This is a genomic window from Pseudomonas sp. 1D4, assembly GCF_001728925.1.
In the GTDB taxonomy this organism is placed as follows: domain Bacteria; phylum Pseudomonadota; class Gammaproteobacteria; order Pseudomonadales; family Pseudomonadaceae; genus Metapseudomonas; species Metapseudomonas otitidis.
Genome location: NZ_LXJQ01000003.1, coordinates 1 through 20,945, shown reverse-complemented (window position 1 = coordinate 20,945; position 20,945 = coordinate 1). Strand labels below are relative to the sequence as shown.

The 20,945-nt window shown below is 67.7% G+C and carries 22 protein-coding genes, 1 pseudogene and 1 riboswitch; of the genes and pseudogenes, 15 read left to right on the top strand and 8 right to left on the bottom strand.

Annotated features, from left to right (window positions below):
- Positions 1 to 64 precede the first annotated feature (64 nt).
- Positions 65 to 1,249, bottom strand: a complete 1,185-nt coding sequence (locus tag A7D27_RS02255; protein WP_069563967.1) for an MFS transporter — start codon at positions 1,247 to 1,249, stop codon at positions 65 to 67.
- 89 nt (positions 1,250 to 1,338) lie between these two features.
- On the opposite strand from A7D27_RS02255, the gene A7D27_RS02250 reads away from it, so the two are divergent.
- Complete coding sequence (locus A7D27_RS02250; protein WP_069563966.1) at positions 1,339 to 2,121, top strand: helix-turn-helix domain-containing protein; 783 nt, start codon at positions 1,339 to 1,341, stop codon at positions 2,119 to 2,121.
- A 334-nt stretch (positions 2,122 to 2,455) separates the two neighbouring features.
- Here A7D27_RS02250 and A7D27_RS02245 read toward each other — a convergent pair whose 3' ends face one another.
- Entirely contained in the window at positions 2,456 to 3,085 is a 630-nt protein-coding gene (locus A7D27_RS02245; protein WP_069563965.1) for a LysE family translocator, read from the bottom strand.
- A gap of 79 nt (positions 3,086 to 3,164) precedes the next feature.
- Between A7D27_RS02245 and A7D27_RS02240 the strand changes: the two genes are divergently transcribed.
- The 5 genes from A7D27_RS02240 (at position 3,165) to A7D27_RS02220 (ending at position 8,120) form a co-directional block, all read left to right on the top strand.
- On the top strand, positions 3,165 to 4,130 hold the full coding sequence (locus tag A7D27_RS02240) for a 2-hydroxyacid dehydrogenase (protein WP_069563964.1): 966 nt from the start codon (positions 3,165 to 3,167) through the stop codon (positions 4,128 to 4,130).
- 48 nt (positions 4,131 to 4,178) lie between these two features.
- Complete coding sequence (locus A7D27_RS02235) at positions 4,179 to 5,174, top strand: class I SAM-dependent methyltransferase (RefSeq protein WP_069563963.1); 996 nt, start codon at positions 4,179 to 4,181, stop codon at positions 5,172 to 5,174.
- A 60-nt stretch (positions 5,175 to 5,234) separates the two neighbouring features.
- Positions 5,235 to 6,731 (top strand): amino acid permease, encoded by a 1,497-nt coding sequence (locus A7D27_RS02230; RefSeq protein WP_069562263.1) that lies wholly within the window; start codon positions 5,235 to 5,237, stop codon positions 6,729 to 6,731.
- Between the two features lie 43 nt (positions 6,732 to 6,774).
- Positions 6,775 to 6,969, top strand: a riboswitch (yybP-ykoY riboswitch).
- A 20-nt stretch (positions 6,970 to 6,989) separates the two neighbouring features.
- Positions 6,990 to 7,571 (top strand): TMEM165/GDT1 family protein, encoded by a 582-nt coding sequence (locus A7D27_RS02225; RefSeq protein WP_139134041.1) that lies wholly within the window; start codon positions 6,990 to 6,992, stop codon positions 7,569 to 7,571.
- Positions 7,572 to 7,676: 105 nt separating this feature from the next.
- Entirely contained in the window at positions 7,677 to 8,120 is a 444-nt protein-coding gene (locus A7D27_RS02220) for a ketosteroid isomerase-related protein (protein ID WP_069563961.1), read from the top strand.
- A gap of 48 nt (positions 8,121 to 8,168) precedes the next feature.
- On the opposite strand, the gene A7D27_RS02215 is transcribed toward A7D27_RS02220, so the two are convergent.
- Positions 8,169 to 8,984, bottom strand: coding sequence for a M48 family metallopeptidase (locus A7D27_RS02215; protein WP_069562260.1), 816 nt, complete (start codon positions 8,982 to 8,984; stop codon positions 8,169 to 8,171).
- A gap of 176 nt (positions 8,985 to 9,160) precedes the next feature.
- Here A7D27_RS02215 and A7D27_RS29010 point away from each other — a divergent pair.
- From A7D27_RS29010 to A7D27_RS02205, 3 genes and pseudogenes are all read left to right on the top strand, one after another.
- Positions 9,161 to 10,435, top strand: a pseudogene (locus A7D27_RS29010) (HAMP domain-containing protein); the annotation flags it as partial.
- Positions 10,436 to 10,447: 12 nt separating this feature from the next.
- Positions 10,448 to 11,290 (top strand): methyl-accepting chemotaxis protein, encoded by an 843-nt coding sequence (locus A7D27_RS29005; RefSeq protein ID WP_371320969.1) that lies wholly within the window; start codon positions 10,448 to 10,450, stop codon positions 11,288 to 11,290.
- A gap of 175 nt (positions 11,291 to 11,465) precedes the next feature.
- On the top strand, positions 11,466 to 11,750 hold the full coding sequence (locus A7D27_RS02205; protein ID WP_069562258.1) for a hypothetical protein: 285 nt from the start codon (positions 11,466 to 11,468) through the stop codon (positions 11,748 to 11,750).
- A 69-nt stretch (positions 11,751 to 11,819) separates the two neighbouring features.
- Here A7D27_RS02205 and A7D27_RS02200 read toward each other — a convergent pair whose 3' ends face one another.
- On the bottom strand, positions 11,820 to 12,983 hold the full coding sequence (locus A7D27_RS02200) for a 1-acyl-sn-glycerol-3-phosphate acyltransferase (RefSeq protein WP_069563959.1): 1,164 nt from the start codon (positions 12,981 to 12,983) through the stop codon (positions 11,820 to 11,822).
- 107 nt (positions 12,984 to 13,090) lie between these two features.
- Between A7D27_RS02200 and A7D27_RS02195 the strand changes: the two genes are divergently transcribed.
- From A7D27_RS02195 to A7D27_RS02185, 3 genes are read left to right on the top strand one after another with little or no spacing between them, the layout of a single operon-like run.
- The gene (locus tag A7D27_RS02195) at positions 13,091 to 13,273 is read left to right on the top strand and encodes a CPXCG motif-containing cysteine-rich protein (protein ID WP_069562256.1); all 183 of its coding nucleotides are present in this window, start codon (positions 13,091 to 13,093) and stop codon (positions 13,271 to 13,273) included.
- Complete coding sequence (locus A7D27_RS02190) at positions 13,273 to 13,533, top strand: DUF2007 domain-containing protein (protein ID WP_069562255.1); 261 nt, start codon at positions 13,273 to 13,275, stop codon at positions 13,531 to 13,533. Before A7D27_RS02195 ends, A7D27_RS02190 begins: the two co-directional genes overlap by 1 nt.
- A 12-nt stretch (positions 13,534 to 13,545) precedes the next feature.
- Positions 13,546 to 14,160: an SOS response-associated peptidase gene (locus A7D27_RS02185; RefSeq protein WP_069563958.1), complete on the top strand. Its 615-nt coding sequence runs from the start codon at positions 13,546 to 13,548 to the stop codon at positions 14,158 to 14,160.
- A 58-nt stretch (positions 14,161 to 14,218) separates the two neighbouring features.
- Here A7D27_RS02185 and A7D27_RS02180 read toward each other — a convergent pair whose 3' ends face one another.
- Positions 14,219 to 14,803, bottom strand: a complete 585-nt coding sequence (locus tag A7D27_RS02180; RefSeq protein ID WP_069563957.1) for a YajG family lipoprotein — start codon at positions 14,801 to 14,803, stop codon at positions 14,219 to 14,221.
- Positions 14,804 to 14,979: 176 nt separating this feature from the next.
- Between A7D27_RS02180 and A7D27_RS02175 the strand changes: the two genes are divergently transcribed.
- Both A7D27_RS02175 and mqo read left to right on the top strand, forming a co-directional pair.
- Positions 14,980 to 15,210, top strand: a complete 231-nt coding sequence (locus A7D27_RS02175; protein WP_069562315.1) for a hypothetical protein — start codon at positions 14,980 to 14,982, stop codon at positions 15,208 to 15,210.
- A 342-nt stretch (positions 15,211 to 15,552) separates the two neighbouring features.
- Positions 15,553 to 17,073: a malate dehydrogenase (quinone) gene (gene mqo / locus A7D27_RS02170; protein ID WP_069562252.1), complete on the top strand. Its 1,521-nt coding sequence runs from the start codon at positions 15,553 to 15,555 to the stop codon at positions 17,071 to 17,073.
- Between the two features lie 77 nt (positions 17,074 to 17,150).
- On the opposite strand, the gene A7D27_RS02165 is transcribed toward mqo, so the two are convergent.
- The 3 genes from A7D27_RS02165 to A7D27_RS02155 form a co-directional block, all read right to left on the bottom strand.
- Positions 17,151 to 18,449, bottom strand: coding sequence for a WD40 repeat domain-containing protein (locus A7D27_RS02165; protein WP_069563956.1), 1,299 nt, complete (start codon positions 18,447 to 18,449; stop codon positions 17,151 to 17,153).
- A 111-nt stretch (positions 18,450 to 18,560) separates the two neighbouring features.
- On the bottom strand, positions 18,561 to 18,848 hold the full coding sequence (locus A7D27_RS02160; RefSeq protein ID WP_069562250.1) for a PA4642 family protein: 288 nt from the start codon (positions 18,846 to 18,848) through the stop codon (positions 18,561 to 18,563).
- 61 nt (positions 18,849 to 18,909) lie between these two features.
- Complete coding sequence (locus A7D27_RS02155; RefSeq protein WP_069563955.1) at positions 18,910 to 19,425, bottom strand: hypothetical protein; 516 nt, start codon at positions 19,423 to 19,425, stop codon at positions 18,910 to 18,912.
- A 124-nt stretch (positions 19,426 to 19,549) separates the two neighbouring features.
- On the opposite strand from A7D27_RS02155, the gene dauA reads away from it, so the two are divergent.
- On the top strand, positions 19,550 to 20,945 hold a 1,396-nt coding region (gene dauA, locus A7D27_RS02150), incomplete at its 3' end, for a C4-dicarboxylic acid transporter DauA (protein ID WP_069563954.1).

Genomic DNA, 20,945 nt, shown 5'->3' with positions numbered 1-20,945 from the left:
CCAACCAGAAGGGGCTCCCGGACCAACGTCCGGGAGCCCCTTTTTCATTCCGCCCGGGCGCGCCTCAGGCGGGCACCGCCTTGGGCGCGTGGGCCGGCGTCCTCGGGAACACCAGCGCCGCCGCGAAGGTCAGCGCACCGAACACCGCCAGCACCAGGTACAGCCCCACCAACCCATGGCGCGGTTCGATGAAGGCGATCATCGGGATGGCCGCCGCACTGGCGCCGAAGGACAGGAAGTAGCGCAACGCGAAGACCCGCGCCTGCCACTGCGGCGCGACGAAGTTGGCCACCATTGCATCGTTCACCGTCACCTGGCCGAACACCGCGAACATGAAGGCGGCGCCCAGGGCGATCACCGCCCAGCCATCGGCATAGGCCATGGCCACCAGCAACGGCCCCTGGCAGAGGGTCATCACCACGAACGGCAGCTTCAGGCTGTAGCGATCCAGCACACGGCCCATCAGCAACTGCGCCACGGCACCGAAGGCGTAGGCGATGCTGACGACGATGCCGAGGCTTTCCGGCGAGGCGAACAGGTCCACCAGGCGCTCCTGGAACAGCTTCGGGTAGGTCATGGTCGAGGCGTTGAAGATCACCCCGCCGGTGGCCGTCACCAGCGCCAGCACACCGAACACCAGGCGCATCGACACCTGCCCCGCCCCGCCAGCCCGATGGGTGCCGGCCGCGGCGACGGGAGACGCCTCGTCCCGCACGCAGAGGGCGAACCACACGCCAATGGCCACCGACAAAGCGCCCGGCAGGATGAACGCCGCGCGCCAGCCGAAATGGGCGGTGAGAAAGCCCGTGACCAGCGCCGAGAACGCCACGCCCAGGTTGCCCCACATGCCGTTGATGCCGATCTCGCGACCACGGTTCTGCGCATGGGCCACCAGCATCGCCGTGCCCACCGGGTGGTAGATGGCGGCGAACACGCCCATCAGCGTCAGCCCCAGCACCAGCATCGGCGTGCTGCGGCTCAGCCCGGTGAAGATCGCCGCGCCGCCGATGCCGAGGAAGAACACCAGCATCATGTGGCGGCGGCTCCATTTATCCCCCAGCCAGCCGGCCGGTAGCGAGCAGGCCCCGAAGGCGATGAAGCCGCCGAGGGACAGCCCGATCAGTTCGGCGTAGGACAGCTCGAAGGTAGCGGTCATGCCCAGCACGGCGGCAGGGAAGATGAGCATGAACATGTGGTCGATGATGTGGGCGGCATTGATGAAGCGGATGACGGTACGCGGTCGGTTCATGGCAGTTTCGCTGCTGTTTGGTTGTTGTGGACCGCCATGCTAGGTTGGCCGCCTAGCAACGTTCTGCCAAAAAGATCATCGGAACAGCCATGTTCATCGAGCATCTGCCCCAGTGCCGGATCGGCGCCGTCGCCCTCGACTACCCCGACGGCGCCCATGTCGACCTGCACCTGCACAACCAGGCGCAATTCCTCTACGCGGCGCAGGGGCTGATGCGCCTGGTCACCGAGGCCGGCGCCTGGGTCATCCCGCCGACCCGCGCGGTGTGGATCCCACCGGGTATCGAGCACCAGATCTTCATGTCCGGGCAGGTGCAGATGCGTACCCTGTTCATCGCCGCCGAAGCCGCACCGCCGAGCCTCGATGCCTGCTGCGTGCTGGCGGTACCGCCGCTGCTGCGGGAGCTGATCCTGCGCCTGGTGGCGCTGGAGGCCGGCGATACCGATGACGAACACCGCAGCCTGGTGCAGCGCCTGATCCTCCACGAAATCGCCGCCCTGGAGCGCATGCCCCTGCACCTGCCGATGCCCCAGGACCGACGCCTGCAAGCCATCTGCCTGGCCCTGCTGGAAACCCCGGAGAGCACCCGCACCCTCGACGACTGGAGCCTGGAGGTGGGCGCCAGCACCCGCACCCTGAGCCGGCTGTTCGCCCAGGAGCTGGGCATGAGCTTCAACGACTGGCGCCAGCAGCTGCGTCTCACCGAAGCCCTACCGCGCCTGCTGGCCGGGCACAGCGTGCAGCAGGTCGCCCACGACCTGGGCTACGGCAGCGGCCGCGCCTTCAGCGCCATGTTCCGCCGCCTGCTGGGGGAAAACCCGAGGGAATACGTGGCCAGCCTGGGGTTGCTGGCCACGCTGGAGAAAGGCTGATGTGCCAGATGCCGCCTGGTGGGGCGCGGGTGGCAGTGATGCGGTTCGCCGAGCTCACCGCATCCTACGGGGCACACCACGCTCCGTAGGATGGGCTGAGCTGTGCGAAGCCCATCGTTGCAAGGTACGGAGCCACGATGCGGTTCGCCGAGCTCACCGCATCCTACGGGTGCGCACCACGCTCCGTAGGATGGGCTGAGCTACGCGAAGCCCATCATTGCAAGGTGCGGAGCCACGATGCGGTTCGCCGAACTCACCGCATCCTACGGATGCACACCACAGCTCCGTAGGATGGGCTGAGCTGTGCGAAGCCCATCGTTGCGAGGTGGAGCACTTACTTCATCGAGGTAAAGGCCAGCTTGATCCCCAAGCCCACCAGCACAGCGCCCATCAGACGGTCGAACCAGTGGCCCAGGCGGGCGAAGCCGCTGCGAACCCGCTCCTGGCTGAACAGCATCGCCACCAGGCAGAACCACACGGCGGTGGCAAAGGCCAGGTAGAGGCCGTAGCCGGCCTGCACCGCCAGCGGGGTGTGGGGGTTGATGACCACGGTGAACAGCGAGAGGAAGAACAGCGTCGCCTTGGGGTTCAGCCCATTGGTGACGAAGCCGGTGACGAAGGCACCGCGCGGGCTGCGCACCTCGCGGGTGAGTTCCACTTCGGCCGCCGCCGGGTCGGCCGGGCGCGCCCGCAGGGCCTTGATGCCGATGTACAGCAGGTAGGCCGCCGCCAGCCATTTCAGCGCGTTGAACAACACGATGGACTGGGAAACGATCAGGCCGATCCCCAGCAGCGAATAGGCCACATGGACGAAGATTCCCATGCCCACACCAATCGCCGTCCAGGTCCCGGCGCGCCGTCCGTGGGCCACGCTCTCGCGCACCACAATGGCGAAGTCCGGTCCCGGACTGGCCACAGCCAGCACGTGGATCAGGGCAACAGTGAGAAATTCCGTCCAGTACATGGCGCCTCCAGATTCGAGCCAAGGGTCTGTTAGGCTGGCCACCTTACGCCTACACAAGCCTCGGAAAAAGGTACAGCTGATGACCAACAGCCTCCGCGCCGTGTTCCTCGACCACGCCTCCCTCGACCTCGGTGACCTCGACCTGACGCCCCTGCGCCAGCTATTCGGCGAACTGGTGCTGCACGAGCAGAGCACCCGGGCCGAGGTGGTGGAGCACCTCCGGGGCGCGCCGGTGGCGATCACCAACAAGGTGGTGATCGACGCCGAAGCCATGGCCGCCCTGCCCGACCTGCGGCTGATCCTGGTCAGCGCCACCGGCACCAACAACATCGACCTCGCGGCGGCCCGCCAGCACGGCATCACCGTCAGCAACTGCCGGGGCTATGGCACGCCCTCCGTGGCCCAGCACACATTGATGCTGATGCTCAACCTGGCCACCACCTTCCTCGACTACCAGCGCGACGTGCGCCAGGACCGTTGGCAGAAGGCGAGCCAGTTCTGCCTGCTGGATCACCCCATCGTCGAACTGGAGGACAAGACCCTCGGCCTGCTCGGCCATGGCGAACTGGGCGGCGCGGTGGCGCGCCTGGCCGAAGCCTTCGGCATGCGCGTGCTGCTGGGTGCCCTGCCCGGCCGCCCGGACCGGGCCGACCGCCTGCCCCTGGAGGACCTGTTGCCGCAGGTGGACTTCCTCAGCCTGCACTGCCCGCTGACCGAGCACACCCATCACCTGATCGACGTCCACGCGCTGGCGCGGATGAAGCGCGGCGCCTTCCTGGTCAACACCGCCCGGGGCGGCCTGGTGGACGAACACGCCCTGGCCGACGCCCTGCGCAGCGGTCACCTGGGGGGCGCCGCCACCGACGTGCTGACCCAGGAACCGCCGAAGGACGGCAACCCGCTGCTGGCGGTGGACATCCCGCGCCTGATCGTCACCCCGCACAACGCCTGGGGCAGCCGCGAGGCACGCCAGCGCATGGTGGAGCAGATGGCCGAGAACACCGAGGCCTGGCTGGCAGGCACCCCGTGCCGTACGGTCGTCTAGGGCGGGTGAGTTTCTGGTAAAGTTCGCCGCTTTTATCAGGACCGACCCATGGACCCGCGCAGCGAAGTCGTGCTTCGACAGGCCGAACTGTTCCAGGGCCCGCTGCTGGCAGCGGGTCTTCCCGCCGACGACCTGCTCGGCACCCTGCCCCAGGCCCGGGGCTGGAGCTGGCACGCCGGCGAGCACGCCAGCCTGGAGGCCCGTTTCGCCGGCCGCACCACCTTCGCGGTGCAGGCGCCGGACGAGCCCTTCGAGCAGGCCCTGCTGTTTCTGCCCAAGTCCCGCGAACTGACCGATTACCTGCTGGCTGCCCTGGCCGCACGCCTGCCCGGCCGCAACCTGTTCCTGGTGGGCGAGAAGCGCGGCGGCATCGAGCGTGCAGCCAAGCAGTTGGCGGCCTTCGGCACCCCGCGCAAGCTGGACAGCGCGCGCCACTGCCAACTGTGGCAGGTCCGCGTCGACCAGGCCCCCGAACGCCTCGACCTGGACAGCCTGGCTCAGCGCTACAGCCTGGAGCTGCCCGATGGGCCGCTGCAGGTGGTCAGCCTGCCCGGCGTGTTCAGCCATGGTCGCCTGGACCGGGGCACCGCCCTGCTGCTGCCGCACCTCGACGACCTGCCCGTCGGCCCGGTGCTGGATTTCGGCTGCGGAGCCGGCGTCATCGGCGCCAGCCTCAAGCGCCGCTACCCGGCCAGCGAACTGCTGCTGCTGGACGTGGACGCCTTCGCCGTCGCCAGCAGCCGCCTGACCCTTTCCGCCAACGGCCTCGCTGCCGAGGTGATCGCCGGCGACGGCATCCACGCCGCGCCCAAAGGGCTGGCGGCCATCGTCAGCAACCCGCCCTTCCACCAGGGCGTGCACACCGACTACCAGGCCAGCGAAACCCTGCTGCGGGCTGCTGGCCAGCACCTGCGCCCCGGCGGCGAGCTGCGCCTGGTGGCCAACAGCTTCCTGCGCTATCCGCCCCTCATCGAACAGGCACTCGGCAATTGCCGGACCCTGGCGGAGGGCGACGGTTTCCGCGTCTACCGTGCCCGCCGCTGAGCGGCGGGCGTTCCTGCATCTACCCACGACGAGCGGCCCCGGCCGCCGCGCCCATCCGGCATGAGACCGGACCCCTGGAGTTCTACCTTGACCGACCACACTGCCAACCCGCCGGCCGCCCACGGCCTGCACCGGGCGCTGAAGCCCCGACACCTGAACATGATCGCCATCGGCGGCTCCATCGGCACCGGCCTGTTCGTCGCCTCCGGCGCCACCGTCGCCACGGCTGGCCCCGGCGGCGCCCTGCTGGCCTACGCACTGATCGGCCTGATGGTCTACTTCCTCATGACCAGCCTGGGAGAAATGGCTGCACACATGCCGGTTTCCGGCTCGTTCAGCACCTATGGCAGCCGGTTCGTCGACGATGGCTTCGGTTTCGCCCTGGGTTGGAACTACTGGTACAACTGGGCGGTGACCATCGCCGCCGAACTGGTGGCGGCCCAATTGATCATGAACTTCTGGTTCCCGGACGTGCCCGGCATCTACTGGAGCGGGCTGTTCCTGGCGCTGATGTTCGCGCTGAACGTGGTCTCGGTTAAGGGCTTCGGCGAGAGCGAGTTCTGGTTCGCGCTGATCAAGGTGGTGACGGTGGTGATCTTCATCGGCGTCGGCCTGGCCACCATCTTCGGCCTGATGAGCGGCATGCAATCCCCGGGCTTCAGCAACTTCACCCAAGGCGAGGCGCCCTTCGTCGGCGGCCTGCAGGCCATGGTCGGCGTGGCGATGATCGCCGGCTTCTCGTTCCAGGGCACCGAGCTGATCGGCATCGCCGCCGGCGAGTCGGAGAACCCGCGCAAGAACATCCCCATCGCCATCCGCCAGGTGTTCTGGCGAATCCTGATGTTCTACATCCTGGCGATCTTCGTGATCGGCATGCTGATCCCCTACACCGAGCCCAGCCTGCTGCAGAACGAGGCCAGCGACATCAGCGTGTCGCCCTTCACCCTGCTGTTCGAGCGCGCCGGCTTCGCCGCCGCCGCCAGCGTGATGAACGCGGTGATCCTCACGGCCATCCTCTCGGCGGGCAACTCGGGCATGTACGCCTCCACGCGGATGCTCTACACCCTGGCCCTCCAGGGCAAGGCGCCGAAGCTGTTCGCCCGCCTCTCCGACAACGGCGTGCCGCGCAACGCGCTGTACGCCACCACCCTGGTGGGCGCGCTGTGCTTCTTCACCTCCATCGTCGGCGACAGCACCCTCTACACCTGGCTGCTGAACACCTCCGGCATGTGCGGTTTCATCGCCTGGCTGGGCATCGCCATCTCCCACTACCGCTTCCGCAAGGGCTACCTGCTGCAGGGCGGCCGCCTGGAAGACCTGCCCTACCGCGCCAAGCTGTTCCCCTTCGGCCCGCTGTTCGCCTTCGCCCTGTGCCTGGCGATAACACTCGGGCAGAACTACGAGGCACTGGTGGGCGAGCAGATCAACTGGGTGGGCCTGGCAGCCACCTACATCAGCCTGCCGCTGTTCCTGGTGATCTGGCTGGGTTACCGCCTGCGCAAGGGCAGCCGCTTCGTGCGCTACGCCGAGATGGACGTGCGCGCCACCCTCGACTGACACAGCGGCGGGCTTGCCCGGCGAGCCCGCCTTGTGCAAAATGCGCCCCGTCCTAGGGGAGTAGTCTCCCGCGAGCGCCCTGCTCGCCCGGTCCGCGTCAACACACTTGGTCCACAGACCATGGCGCGGACGACCCCGAGCCTGCACAGACAGGCCAGCGGTTTGACAAGACCTATGACACACACAAGCTGACCCGGGGCGGGCAGGTTGCGTGTGTCATGGTGATTAGTCGACCCGCCCCCCGTAGGAACCCTGATGCTGGAATCCCTGTTCGTCCCCACCCTGATCGTTGCCCTGGCCGAGATCGGCGACAAGACGCAATTGCTCGCCCTGCTCCTGGCCGCGCGCTTCCGCAAACCCTGGCCGATCATCTGGGGCATCATCGCCGCCACCCTGGCCAACCACTTCGCGGCCGGTGCGGTGGGTAGCTGGGTCGCCGGCTTCTTCTCCCCCGCCACCCTGAGCTGGGTCCTCGCCGTCTCCTTCGCCGCCGTGGCCCTGTGGACCCTGGTGCCGGACAAGCTGGACGACGACGAAGCCTCCGGCCTGAAGAAATACGGTCCCTTCCTCACCACGCTGATCGCCTTCTTCCTCGCCGAGATGGGCGACAAGACCCAGGTCGCCACTGTGATGCTGGCCGCGCAGTACCCGCACTTCGTGCTGGTCGTCGTCGGTACCACCCTGGGCATGCTGATCGCCAACGTCCCCGTGGTGCTGGCAGGCAACTTCGCCGCTGATCGCCTGCCCCTGGCCCTGATTCGCCGTCTCGCGGCCGCGGCTTTCGGCATCCTCGCCGTCTACGCCGCGTGGCAGGCCTGGATGCTGAGCACCGCGAGCTGATTCGCCACTTGGCTGACGCCGGAACTCCGGCGTTTCGGCCAATGGCAGGCGGTTGGCAACTGGTAGATTTCCGCCGATCTGCAGAAGCGGCGAAGGAGACAGCGGATGTCGATCGAAGACCTGAAACGTGTAGTCCGCCAGCACATCGACCTCACCTGGAACAAGGGTCGCCTGGCACTGGCCGAGCAGTTGCAGAGCAAGGATTTCCTCTACAAGAGCTCCTTCCTCGGGCAGACGCTGGACAGCGCCGGCTACGCCGGGATGGTGCAGGAAATCCGTGAGGCCATGCCCGATCTGGAAGTGGTGGTGGAGGAATGCATCGCCGAAGGTCACAAGGTGTTCACCTGGAGCACCCTGATCGGCAGCATCCAGAAGCCCGCCCTGGGCTACCCGCCCAGCGACCGGGTGCTGAGCATCTCGGCCATGGCCTTCTGGACCTTCAACAGCCGCGGTGAGGTGCAGGAGCTGTGCACCATGTTCGACATGGAAAGCTTCCGTGCCCAACTGGGATTGGCCAACCGCGCCTTTGCGGAAAAGACGCTGCCCTGAGGCAAGGAAAACCGCCGACTCGGCGAGCCGGCGGTACCAATGGAGCGATCAGTTGCCCTTGGCTTGCTTGTAGAAGGGCATCACCTTCGGAATCGCCGCCTGCAGCGAGGCAATCCGCGAGCCGGACGAGGGGTGAGTGCTCATGAACTCCGGCGGAGCCCCTTCGCTGGCCTTGCTCATCTTCTGCCACAGGCTGATGGCCGCGTTGGGGTTGTAGCCGGCGCGGGCGGACAGTTCGAGCCCGATCAGATCGGCCTCGTTCTCGTTGGCGCGGCTGTTGGGCAGCGTCATCAGGTATTCCACGCCGGTGTTGGCCATCTGCAGGCTGTCGTTGCCTGCCCCCAGCAGCGAACCCAACTGGGTCGCCATCTGCACGCCATAGGCCTTGGACATGGCTTCACGGCCGTGCTCGCGCAGGGCGTGGGCGATCTCGTGGCCCATCACCGCCGCCAGCTCATCGTCGGTGAGCTTGAGCTGATCGATCAGGCCGCTGTAGACGATGATCTTGCCGCCCGGACCGCAGTTGGCGTTCAGCTCGTCGCTGTCGATCACGTTGGCATCCCAGGCCCATTGGGCGGCATCGGGACGGAACACGGACACCTGCGCGATCAGCCGCTTGGCAATGGCCGAGACGCGCTTGGCGTTGGCGCTGCTCTTGTCCAGCACACCGGCCTGGGACGCCTTGTTCAGGGTTTCCTGGTAGGACTGGGCGTACATCTGGTTCACCTGCTGCTCAGACAGCATGCTGAACATGTACTGCTTGCGCTCGACACCGACGGCGCCGCCGCTGGTGGTATTCACGGCCTGGCATCCTGCCAGAAGGACGGACAGCGCAAGACTGCCGAGGATAAGGGGCTTGGCCACGTGTCATTCTCCTGCTTGAACTGCGCGGTACTGTAAGGACCGGACCGATGCCAGGCAACCATGAAGCGGACTGGTGGCCAGGTGACTATCTTTTGTTGTGACAACGGGCTCATGCTCCCGCCCGGTCCGGCCGATAAACCCAGCGCTGGCTGAATAAAGACGCGAACGGAGTTCCCATGAAATTCAGATCGATCCAGTTTTCGGTAGCCACCCTGGCCGGTGCCAGCGTGCTCGCCGTGGTAGTCGCCCTGGTGCTCTACGCCCTCTTCGCCGGCGCCCGGACCCAGGAGCTGGTGCAGTCCCGGACCGAAACGCTGCTGGAGCAGGCCATCGCCGACCGCCTGCAGTCCCTGGCCGCCGCCCAGGTCTCGGACATCCAGCGCGAGCTGGCAGCGCCCATGAGCATCGCCACCACCGTCGCCCAGACCAACGCCCTGCTGGGGCAGACTGCCGAGGACGGCAGCCCGGCCCTCGAAGCCTCCCGCAAGGAGGTGCTCAACCTGCTGCGCCACCTGCTGTCGAGCACCCCCTGGCTGATCGACCTCTACATCGGCTGGCAACCCAACGCCTTCGGCAACGACGCCGACAGCATCGGCCTTCCCGGCCATGACGAGGCCGGGCGTTTCATGCCCTGGTTCTACCGCGACGGCAACGCGCTGAAGGTCGAACCGCTGGGCGCCACCCTGGAAAGCGACAAGCTCCTCCCCACCGGCGTGCGCGAGGGCGAGTACTACCTGTGCCCGCGCGAAACCCTCAAGCCCTGCGTGGTGGACCCGGCCCCCTACGAGTTCGCCGGCAAGATGGTGATGCTCTCCAGCTTCAACGCCCCAATCCTGGTCAACGGCCAGTTCAAGGGCTCAGTGGGTGCGGACCTGTCCCTGGACTTCATCCAGCAACTGCTGGTCGAGGCCAACAAGAAGCTCTACAACGGCGCCGGCGAGCTGGCCCTGCTGGCCAACAACAAGCGCCTGGTGGCCTATACCGCCAATGCCGCCAAGCTGGGCGAGCCGGCGGACCAGGTGCTGGGCAGCGTGATCGCCGACAACCTGCGCAACCTCAGCGGTGACCAGCCGGCCTACGAGATCGACCGCGAGAACGGCCGCATCTTCCTGCTGGTGCCGTTCAAGGTCGCCGGCACCGAGTCGCGCTGGATGCTCAGCCTCAACCTGCCGCTGGAAACGGTGATGGCCGACCTGCACAAGCTCGAAGGCGACCTCACCGCCCAGCGCGACAGCGACATCCTCGGCATGAGCCTGGTGGGCCTGCTGATCGCTGCAATCGGTCTGGTGATCATCTGGTTCGTCGGCTATGGCATCGCCAGCCCGCTGCGGCAGATGGTGGCCATGCTCGACGACATCGCCAAGGGCGAGGGCGACCTCACCCGCCGCCTGCATTCCGACCGCGCCGACGAACTGGGCGCCATCGCCAACGGCTTCAACACCTTCCTCGCCAAGCTGCAGGCGATGATCAGCCAGGTGGTGACCTCGGTGCAGAAGGTCAGCGACTCCTCCGAGCACACCGCCGACATCGCCATCCGCACCAACCAGGGTGTGCAGAAGCAACTGGCCGAGATCGAGCTGGTGGCCACCGCCGTCCACGAGATGACCGCCACCGCCCAGGACGTGGCGCGCAACGCCACCCTGGCAGCCGAGGCAGCCAACAACGCCGACCAGGCTGCCAACGACGGCAAGCGCATCGTCCAGAGCACCACGGGAGCCATCAGCGCCCTGGCTGAGGAAATCGCCCGCGCCGTGGGCGTGGTGCAGAACCTGGCCAAGGACAGCGAGAACATCAACGCCATCCTGGTGGCCATCCGCGGCATCGCCGAGCAGACCAACCTGCTGGCCCTCAACGCCGCCATCGAGGCCGCCCGGGCCGGCGAGCAGGGCCGCGGCTTCGCCGTGGTGGCCGACGAGGTGCGCAACCTGGCGCAGAAGACCCAGCAGGCCACCGAGGAAATCCAGACCATGATCCAGCAGCTCCAGCAGGGCACGCGCGACGTGGTGCGGGTCATGCAGGACAGCCAGACCAAGACCGACACCAGCGTGCAGTCCGCCAGCGAGGCAGCCCAGGCGCTGGAGTCCATCACCCAGGCGGTATCGGTGATCAACGACATGAACACCCAGATCGCCAGCGCCGCCGAGGAGCAGAGCGCCGTGGCAGAGGACATCAACCGCAACGTCACCAACATCGGCCAGGTGGCCAACGAGGTGGCCGGCGGTGCCGACGAAGCCTCCGCCGCCAGCGCCGAGCTGACCAAGCTGGCCGAGCAGCAACGCCGGCTGATCAACCAGTTCAAGGTCTGATCGTCCACTCCCCGGCCCACAGGGCCGGGGAGGCTTTCGGAAGATGAACGGCCCGGCACTTCGTCGGAAACGCCCCGCCCTCGCCCCGCCCCTCCGTTAGACTCGCCGCCGTTTTCGTGGCCCGCCCCGGGCCCGCTGGTCGTAGTCGCAGGCTGTGCCTGCCGCGGAGTTGATGATGTCCCTGCAGGCACTCTGGTCCCTCTACCAGGCCCACCCGCACCAGGCGGTCAACGGCCTGGCCCTGTTCTTCGCCGTCATCGGCAGTTGGCTGCTCATGGCCACCCGGCTGCGCGAGCAACGCGCCTCGGCCCGCCTGGTGGTGGAGAGCGATCTGGAAGAACTGGAGCAGGACGCCCCGGTCGACGAACGCAGCCAGAAGATCAACCGCTTCTTCTACGCCTTCGGCAGCTTCACCCTGGCCGTGGCCCTCGGCGTCTCCTGGGCCAGCACCCAGCTCTGACCGCGCAGCGCGCTGCAGAACGAAAAACGGCGACCCAAGGGTCGCCGTTTTACTGTGGCCTGCTCGCCCTCAGAGCGGCAGACCCGCCTGGGTGCGGTACTGGTTGCGCACCGGGTTGGCGTACTGCAGCACCAGCCAAGGGCGATGCGCCTCGGGGCAGGCGTCCAGGCGGCGCTGCCACTCGGCCCGCGCACGGGCGATCTCCTCGGCCCCGAACAGGCTGTCCAGCACCGGTACGCCCAGCGCCTCGTCACGCCCCTCCCACATCGCGTAGGCGAGGTAGTGCACCGGGAACAGCCGGTAGCCGGTGAGAATGCGCCGGTCCATCTCTGCCGCCAGTTGCTTGGCATCCACCGCCTGGTCGACGATCTCGCCACCGAAGGCCACGTGCACCCGGCCCTTGTAGCCGGTGATGCCGAGGGCGATGCTCGCGTCATCCTCGCCCGGCGCCTTCTCGTAGCCGCCGGTGGTCGCGCGGATGTACAGCTCGCGGGCCTTGGCCTGGTCGCAGGGGTCGTATTCGTAGCTGATGGACACCGGAACGATGTGCAGGTCGCGGACCACGTCGGCGAACGGCTCGTCCTTGCGGCTCATGTGGAACATCTTGAGGATCGCCGAATCGGTGCGGTCATCCCCGTCCTTGGCGCGGCCCTCCGCCTGGGCGATCCAGATCGACTGGCCGTCCTCGCGGATCGAATGGTTGATGTAGGCGGACAGCAACTGGTAGGCCGCCAGCTTCTCGCGGCGCCCGGCCAGGTTGCGGTGCACGATGAAGCTCTTGTTCAGGCGCATCAGGTCGCTGACGAAGGGCTTCTGCAGCAGGTTGTCGCCGATGGCGATGCGCGGTGTGGGGATGCCGGCGTGGTAGACCGCATAGTTGACGAAGGCCGGGTCCATCACGATGTCGCGGTGGTTGGCGACGAACAGGTAGGCCCCGCCGGCCTTGAGCCGGTCCACCCCGGAGTAGGTGACGCCGTCGGTGGCACGCTCGATGGTGGTGTCCACGTAGGGCTCGATCTTGTCCTGCAGCGCATGCACGGACTCGATGCCCTGGAATTCACGGCGCAGGCGATGGGCTATAACAGGCCTCAGCAGCCAGCCCAGCGGACCCGCCAGCCGGGGGAAGCGGTAGCGGGTGAGCGTCCCGATGAAGGCCGGGTCGGCGAACAGGCGTGCCAGAACCGCGGGCACCTCGGCGTCGTCATAGGGTCGGATGGCTTCGAATTCGCCCATCGTGTTCTCTTGTTCTGCTGCGGCTGTGGATAAGGATGTCGCCCCGCGATCCGGGGCCAGAAGTAGACCGGCGATTATACCTTCAAGTCACAGGGGAGTATGGCGACATGCTGGAGACACAAGCGTACGACTGCCCGTATTGCGGCGAAGCGGTGGACACCCTGCTCGACCTGTCCGGCGGCGACCAGCAGTACATCGAGGACTGCCCGGTGTGCTGCCGGCCCATTGTCTTCGAGCTGCGCACCGACGGGCTTGACTGGAATCTGGACGTGCGCCGGGAGGACGAGTGATGCAGCGCATCTACGAACCCCGCGACCTGATGGAGGCCCAACTGCTGCTGGGCATGCTCGCCAGCGAAGGCATCACTGCCCACCTGGCCGGAGCCCACCTGCTGGGCGGCGTTGGCGAGCTGCCCGGTGTCGGACTGCTGGGGCTGATGGTGGACGAGGCGGACGCCGAACAGGCACGCCGCCTGATCGCCACGTACAATGCCGCCTCGCCCGTGCCCGGAGACGAGCCGCAAGGCTGCCCCGGCACCCTGTTGTGCTGAACCGAGAAGCCCATGTCCGGACGTTTCGCCCTGTTCCGCTGGTCCCCCGACTTCGCCGCCCTGCCCGGCTTCCCCGCCGACCAGCGCCCGCACTGGAACCTCGCGCCGAACATGCAGGTGCTGATGCTGCGCCAGCAGGACGGTAGCCAGCGGCTGGACCTGGCGCGCTGGGGCCTGACCCCGGCCTGGCTGACCGACCTGTCGCGCACCCCCGCCCACGCCAGGGCCGAGACGGTGGCCGAGCAGCCGATGTTCCGCGACGCCCTGCGCCGCCGCCGCTGCCTGGTACCGGCCAACGGCTTCTATGAATGGCGCGGGGTGCGCAAGCGGCCCTACTGGGTCAGCGGCGAGACCTCCCTGTTGCATTTCGCCGCACTCTGGGAGCCCTTCCCGGTCGGCGACACCGAGTACCTCAGCCTGGCCCTGATCACCCGCCCGGCCGCCGACCTGCGCCGCCCCCTGGTGCTGGATGCCGACGGCCAGCGCGCCTGGCTGGACGCCGATGCACCGCAGGAAACGATCCACGCCCTGCTCGACGGCACCGCCCCGCCCCTGCGCGAGCGCGCCCTGGCTACCCTGGTCAACGACCCGAAGCTGGACGGCCCCGAGTGCCTGACCCCGGCTTAGCGCGAATCGCAGGCACAAAAAACCCGGCTCAAGGCCGGGTTTTTCGTAGGCGACAGGCTTACTGCAGCAGCAGTTGGCCGATGGTCGGGTCCTTGAAGGCGCGGGTCAGCGCATCGCTCAGGACATTGCTCACCAGCTTGGTGTTGGTCTCCTGATTCGGCGCGGTGCCGAAGCGCTGGTTCAGCGAAGCACCGTAGCGGCCGCTGTAGCGACGGGTGGCGTTCTGCACGTCGACGCGGAAGGTGGCGCTGATGTCCGCCTCGGTCACGTACAGGCCTTCCTTCGGCGACTGGTACTTCAGCTCGGCCAGGGTCAGGGTCAGCTGGGGGGCATTGTAGGCGTTGGGCGACGGGGTGAAGCCCAGCAGACGCACGGCGGCCTCGGCCTCGGCCTGCAGGCGCGGCAGGATGTCCTGGCCCTGCACCGTCACGTTGCTGGTGTCGGCGTACAGGCCGCCACGGGTGCCCAGCACCGGCGAGGGGCGACCATCGGCGACCCGCACCACCACCGGCTGGCCCTGGCCGACCGGAGTCAGCGGGCCGGTGAGCTTGGGTTGCGGGCTGAGTTGTTGCGGGCTGAGGGCACAGCCGACCAGGGTCAGGCTGAGGGCGGCCAGCAGGCCGAGCAACGCGCGGTTCAGCATGCTTGATTCTCCAGGTTCGGAAACGAAAGGCCGGCAGTATAAGCGAGCCGGCGGGCCCGCCGACAGAGCACACGCCGATGGCGTTCTGACAGCGCCCGGGACCGTGCGGTTCCTGTCATGACCCTGTCACGCCCCAGTGGGATAACTGTGCCGAACCCAAGGAGAGCCCGACGATGATGTCCCTCTGGTCCCTGCTGGCACCCCGCGCCAAACCCCGCCACTTCGCCCTGCTGGACGAAGCCGGTATCTGCCGTGGCCTGCACCTGGCCACCCAGGCCCCGGCGTGCGGTCATTGGGTCGAAGTGAACGAGCCCTCTCCGTCCTGGATCGGCCAGCCCCTGCCGGCCCGCGCACGCCTGCCGCAGACCGATCGGAACGCCCGCAGGCCCCGCGCGTTGGCGGCCTGACCGATGGATGAATAAAAGTCACGGGAAACGCTCAACACGCCCGTTTTCTCCGCTACAATCGCCCCCCGATTATAAGGTCGACTCCTGATCGGGCCCCGCAACACCCGCCGCGCCTCGCGCCGGCACTTCACACAGCCCCACAGAGAGCCGCCCACTATTCGCGCTGCCAACTGCTGGCCTGCTGCTGTTTCCGCCCGATATGCAAACGCTTTTGCATGGACGTAGCGTGTCATCGCGCGATGGAAGCGGCCTGCCTCCAGGCAGGCGATTCTTTTGAGGTTCACGTCTCCAAAAGAGCGTGAGATGACGGTTTTTCACTACTTCACGAGAGAGTGGCGAGCAATGGCGCAAAACGAGAACGAAGCAGTGGACGTGTTGCTGGTCGGGGCCGGCATCATGAGCGCCACCCTGGCGGCACTGCTGAAGGAACTCGATCCGGGCATCAAGCTGGAAATCGCGGAGCTTCGCGAATCCGGTGCCGTCGAGAGCTCCAACCCGTGGAACAACGCCGGTACCGGCCATGCCGGACTGTGCGAACTGAACTACACCCCCCAGGCCGCCGACGGCTCCATCGACATCAAGAAAGCGGTGCTCATCAACACCCAGTTCGAAGTGTCCAAGCAGTTCTGGGCGTACATGAGCGGGAAGCCGGCCTTCGGCAGCGCCCGTGACTTCATCAACCCGGTTCCGCACCTGTCCTTCGTGCGCGGCAAGGACATCCCGTTCCTGCGCAAGCGCTTCGAGGTGATCAGCCAGCACCACGCCTTCTCGCACATGGAGTATTCCGAAGACCGCGAGACCCTGGCCAAGTGGATGCCGCTGATGATGCAGGCCCGCCCGGCCGACGAAGCCGTGGCCGCGACCCGTGCCGAAAACGGCACCGACGTGAACTTCGGCGCCCTGACCAACAAGCTGCTGGCCTACCTGACCACCCTCCCGGGCACCGCGGTCAGCTACTTCCAGAAGGTCACCGGCCTGAAGCGCACCGACAGCGGCTGGTCGGTCAGCATCCGCAACACCCGGAACGGCAGCACCCGTGAGGTGTCCGCACGCTTCGTCTTCCTCGGAGCCGGCGGCGGCGCCCTGCCGCTGCTGCAGATGTCCGGCATTCCGGAAGGCAAGGGTTTCGGCGGTTTCCCGGTCAGCGGCCAGTGGCTGCGCTGCGACAACCCCGAGGTGGTCAAGCGCCACCAGGCCAAGGTCTACAGCCAGGCCGAAGTGGGCGCCCCGCCGATGTCCGTGCCACACCTGGATACCCGCGTGGTGGACGGCAAGAAGTCCCTGCTGTTCGGGCCCTACGCCGGCTTCACCACCAAGTTCCTCAAGCACGGTTCCTTCCTCGACCTGCCGCTCTCGGTACGTCCCGGCAACCTCGGCCCGATGCTGGCCGTGGCCCGCGACAACATGGACCTGACCCGCTACCTGATCAAGGAAGTGATGCAGTCCCAGGAGCAGCGCCTGGACGCCCTGCGCAAGTTCTACCCGGACCTGGACCCGGCGGACTGGCGCCTGGAGATCGCCGGCCAGCGCGTGCAGATCATCAAGAAGGACGCCAAGAAAGGCGGCATCCTGCAGTTCGGCACCGAGCTGGTCTCGGCCGAGGACGGCAGCATCGCCGCCCTGCTGGGCGCCTCCCCGGGTGCTTCGGTCACCGTGTCGATCATGCTCAACCTGATCGAGCGCTGCTTCGGTGAACAGGCCCGCTCTGCCGAGTGGAGCAGCAAGCTGAAGGAGATCTTCCCGGCCCGTGAAAAGGCGCTGCAGGACGACGCCGAACTGTACCGGCAGATCAGCCGCCAGTCCGACGCCCGCCTCGGCCTGATCGACGCCCAGGCACCGGAAGCCACCGCTTCGGCCGGCTGAGCCGGGTGCCAATGAAAAAACCGCCCTTTATGGGCGGTTTCTTCATGGCCATGCCGACTCTCCGTTACGACCGCCGCTTACCAGGCCAACGGGCGCTCCTCACTCTTCCAGAACAGCCACCGCCGCCGCTCCCGGTGATTGCCGGTGCCGATCTGCCACGCCGGGCGTCCGGCTTCCAGGTCGATGATCGACACCACCCCGGCGTAGCTGGCCGCCACCAGGGTGCGGCCGTCGGCGGACAGGTCCATGGCGCTCAGGGTCGAGCCCAGGTAGTGCTGCCACACCGCATTGCCTGCCGCATCCACGCAGCGCAGGTAGCCACAGGCATCGCCGAGGACGAAGCGGTCGCCCATGGACACCCCGGCATACACCCGCGCGCCCGGTTCGATCAGGGTCACGCCCTCGACGTCCTCGTAGTAGTCGGAATCCAGGCCCGCCGCGCGCGCCAGGTCCACGGCAATGGTGCCGCCGTTGTAGAAGTGGCAGGCATTGAAGGCCACGCTGCGGCCATCGCCGCTGAACAGCGCGAAGTGCGGGTACTCACCATGGGGGCCGATCTGGGCCACGGGGTTCAGCTCGCCGTCGAACAACTGGTGCCGCCCGTCCTGCGCGCCGAAGGCGATCCAGCGGCCATCCGCCGATACCGCGCCGTGCTCCATGGACAGGCCGGTGCCCTGGGGCTCGTCCGGCTCGGCGGACTCCAGCAGCATCGCGTTGTCCGGGTACAAGCGCCGAGCGCCGTCGGCCGCCAGCACGAAGATGCCGTCGGCACTCACCAGCAACACACGCTTGCCATCCGGGAACGGTTGCAGGCGCGTCGGCCGGGGATAGCCCTCGATGGGTTGCAGCGCCACGCCCTCCGGGGCGTCCTCGGTGCCACGGGGCCAGGCGCAGCGCAGCACCTCGGGGCCTTCCCAGCCCTCACGCACCACCACGCCGGCGGCATCGGCGGTGGCGTGGAAACGGCGGTTCGGGCAGGCACCGAAGAACTCCAGCCCCGGCAGTTCCTCCACCCGGTCGGCGTGGATGCGCACCACCCGGCCGGCTTCCCAGGTGGCGCCGATGCGGGCGAGCACCGAACCGTCGTCCAGCAACGCCAGTTGGGCGATGCATTGCCCTTCTTCGTTGACGTGCTCGAACAGCGGCTCGTGGGCCGGCGGCCAGGCAGCGCGCAGTGCCTCCACCTGCCCACTGCGGTTGGCGTCGCGCAGCGCTTCCAGCAACTGCGGCACCAGCACCTCGCGCCCCTCGGCGCTGGGCTCCTTGCCGGCGTTGTCCCAGCCGTCGCGCAGGCCGCGCTCAACATAGGCGTTGATCGCCTGGGCGTAGGCGAGGGTCTGTTGCTGCCACTGGCGCTGGGCGTCGTCCCTGGTCATGGTTCACTCCGTTCGGTTCGGGGGTTCGTGTGCTGGGTCACGGTTTTTCCGGGGCCCATATAGGCAGAAACCCGCACGAGGGCGGGTTTCCGGTGGACAGGTCGTGGCGCGTCAGCCACGGGCCGCCTGGACGGCTTCGATGTAGGGCTCGGCCTGGCGCTGATCGCGGATCAGCGCGATGAAGTCCTGGCCCTGAGCGTCGCGGGCGTCGAAGTCCAGGCCCGCTTCGCGGAAGAAACCGAGGAAACGCTCGAAGTCGTCGATACGCAGGCCACGGTAGGCCTTGACCAGCTTGTGCAGGGAGGGCGGGGTGCCATCGGCAGGCTCGAAGTCGAGGAACAGCTTGATCGCGTCGTCGCTCATCTCTTCGCCAATCACCTGCTTCTTGTCTTTGCGCATCGTTCGCTCTCTCTGGCCGCACGTTGGAGGCCGGCAGTGTACCCCCGGGCCGGGCCGGGGCTCAACGCACCCGCACCGGCCCCAGGTGCAGGTCGGCCCACACGTGGCCGTTGGGGTAGCTGAGGAACTGGCAGTAGATCGACCCGCCGTTGCGCAGCAGGTCGAGCACCGGGCGGTACCGGGACAGCGGGTAGTTCAGCGTGAGGGTGCGCGACGTGGCGTCGTAGGCGGCCTTCTTCAGGCTCTTGCCGTCCGCCTCGAAGTGGATCAGCACCGTGCTCAGGTCACCGGCCTTGGCCGCCTTGCTCACCGGTTTGGCGCGCAGCTTGACCAGGGTCGGCGTGGTGATCGGGATCGGCTGCTGGCTGGACTGGCGCTGGTTGCCGAGGGTGACGCTGAAGTCCACCACCTGCAGCAGCACCTGCTGCTCCGGCTGTTCGCTGCGCAGCCCGGCATCGTCGGGCGGCAGGAAGCCGGCGTGGGGCAGAGCGGCGGGAGCGGTCGGAGCCGGTGCGGCGGCCAGCGGCAGGCTGGTCAGCAGCAGCAGGGCACAGGCAAAGCGGGTACGGCGAGACATCGGCAACTCCCGGCTGGGTCGAGCGGGGCACTCTAGGGGCTGTCGCTTCCCTGACGCAAGCCGCCAGGTCAACACCGCTCAGTGGTGACCGCCCTATAATCCGGCCTTCAGCCGAGGAGCCACCATGACGCCCAACGTGCCGCTGTTCGCCGCCCTGCGCCAGACCCTGCGTGCGGGTTACTCGTGGCAGAGCCTGCGCAACGACCTCACTGCCGGGGTCACCGTCGGCATCATCGCCATCCCCCTGGCCATGGCCCTGGCCATCGCCGTCGGCGTGGCGCCGCAGCACGGGCTCTACACCGTGCTGGTGGCGGCGCCGCTGATCGCCCTCAGCGGCGGCTCGCGCTTCAACATCTCCGGCCCCACGGCCGCCTTCGTGGTGATCCTGCTGCCGATCACCCAGCAGTACGGTCTCGGTGGCCTGCTGCTGTGCACGCTGATGGCCGGGCTGATCCTCCTGGCCATGGGCCTGGGCCGGCTCGGTCGGCTGATCCAGTTCATCCCTTACCCGGTGATCCTCGGCTTCACCGCCGGCATCGGCATCGTCATCGCCACCCTGCAGGTGAAGGACCTGTTCGGCCTGAGCCTGCCGCACACGCCGCAGCACTACCTGGAGCAGGTGGAGCTGCTGGCCCTGGCACTGCCCGGTGCGCACCTGGGCGACACCCTGGTGGCGATGGTGTGCCTGGCGGTGCTGCTGGTCTGGCCGCGCGTCGTGCCCAAAGTGCCGGGGCACCTGGTGGCCCTGGCGGTGGGCGCCCTGCTGGGCCTGCTGCTGGACACCCTCGGCCTGCAGGTGGCAACCCTGGGCGAGCGTTTCAGCTACACCCTGGACGGCGTGAGCCACCCCGGCATCCCGCCCTTCCTGCCGGACTTCGCCTGGCCGTGGAATCTGCCCGGTGCCGATGGCCAGCCGCTGCGGCTGTCCTTCGAACTGATCCGCCAGTTGCTCGCGCCGGCCTTCGCCATCGCCATGCTCGGCGCCATCGAATCCCTGCTCTGCGCTGTGGTGGCCGACGGCATGGCCGGTACCCGGCACGACCCCAATGCCGAGCTGGTTGGCCAGGGCCTGGGCAACCTGGTGGCGCCGCTGTTCGGCGGCATCACCGCCACCGCCGCCATCGCCCGCACGGCGGCCAACGTCCGGGCCGGAGCCTTCTCGCCGCTGGCGGCGATCATCCATGCCGGGGTGGTGCTGACCGCCATGCTGCTGCTCGCCCCGCTGTTCAGCTACCTGCCGATGGCCGCCCTTGCCGCGCTGCTGGTGATGGTGGCGTGGAACATGAGCGAGGCGCGCCATGTGCTGCACACCCTGCGCATCGCCCCGCGCAACGACGTGGTGGTGCTGCTGGTGTGCCTGGTGCTGACGGTGCTGTTCGACATGGTGCTGGCGGTGGGTGTCGGCCTGCTGCTGGCGGCGGGCCTGTTCATCAAGCGCATGAGCGAGCTGACCGACACCCAGCCCATGCCCGGCCATGCCCAGCGCGCGCTGGGGGAACTGCCGGCCAGCGTGGTGCCCT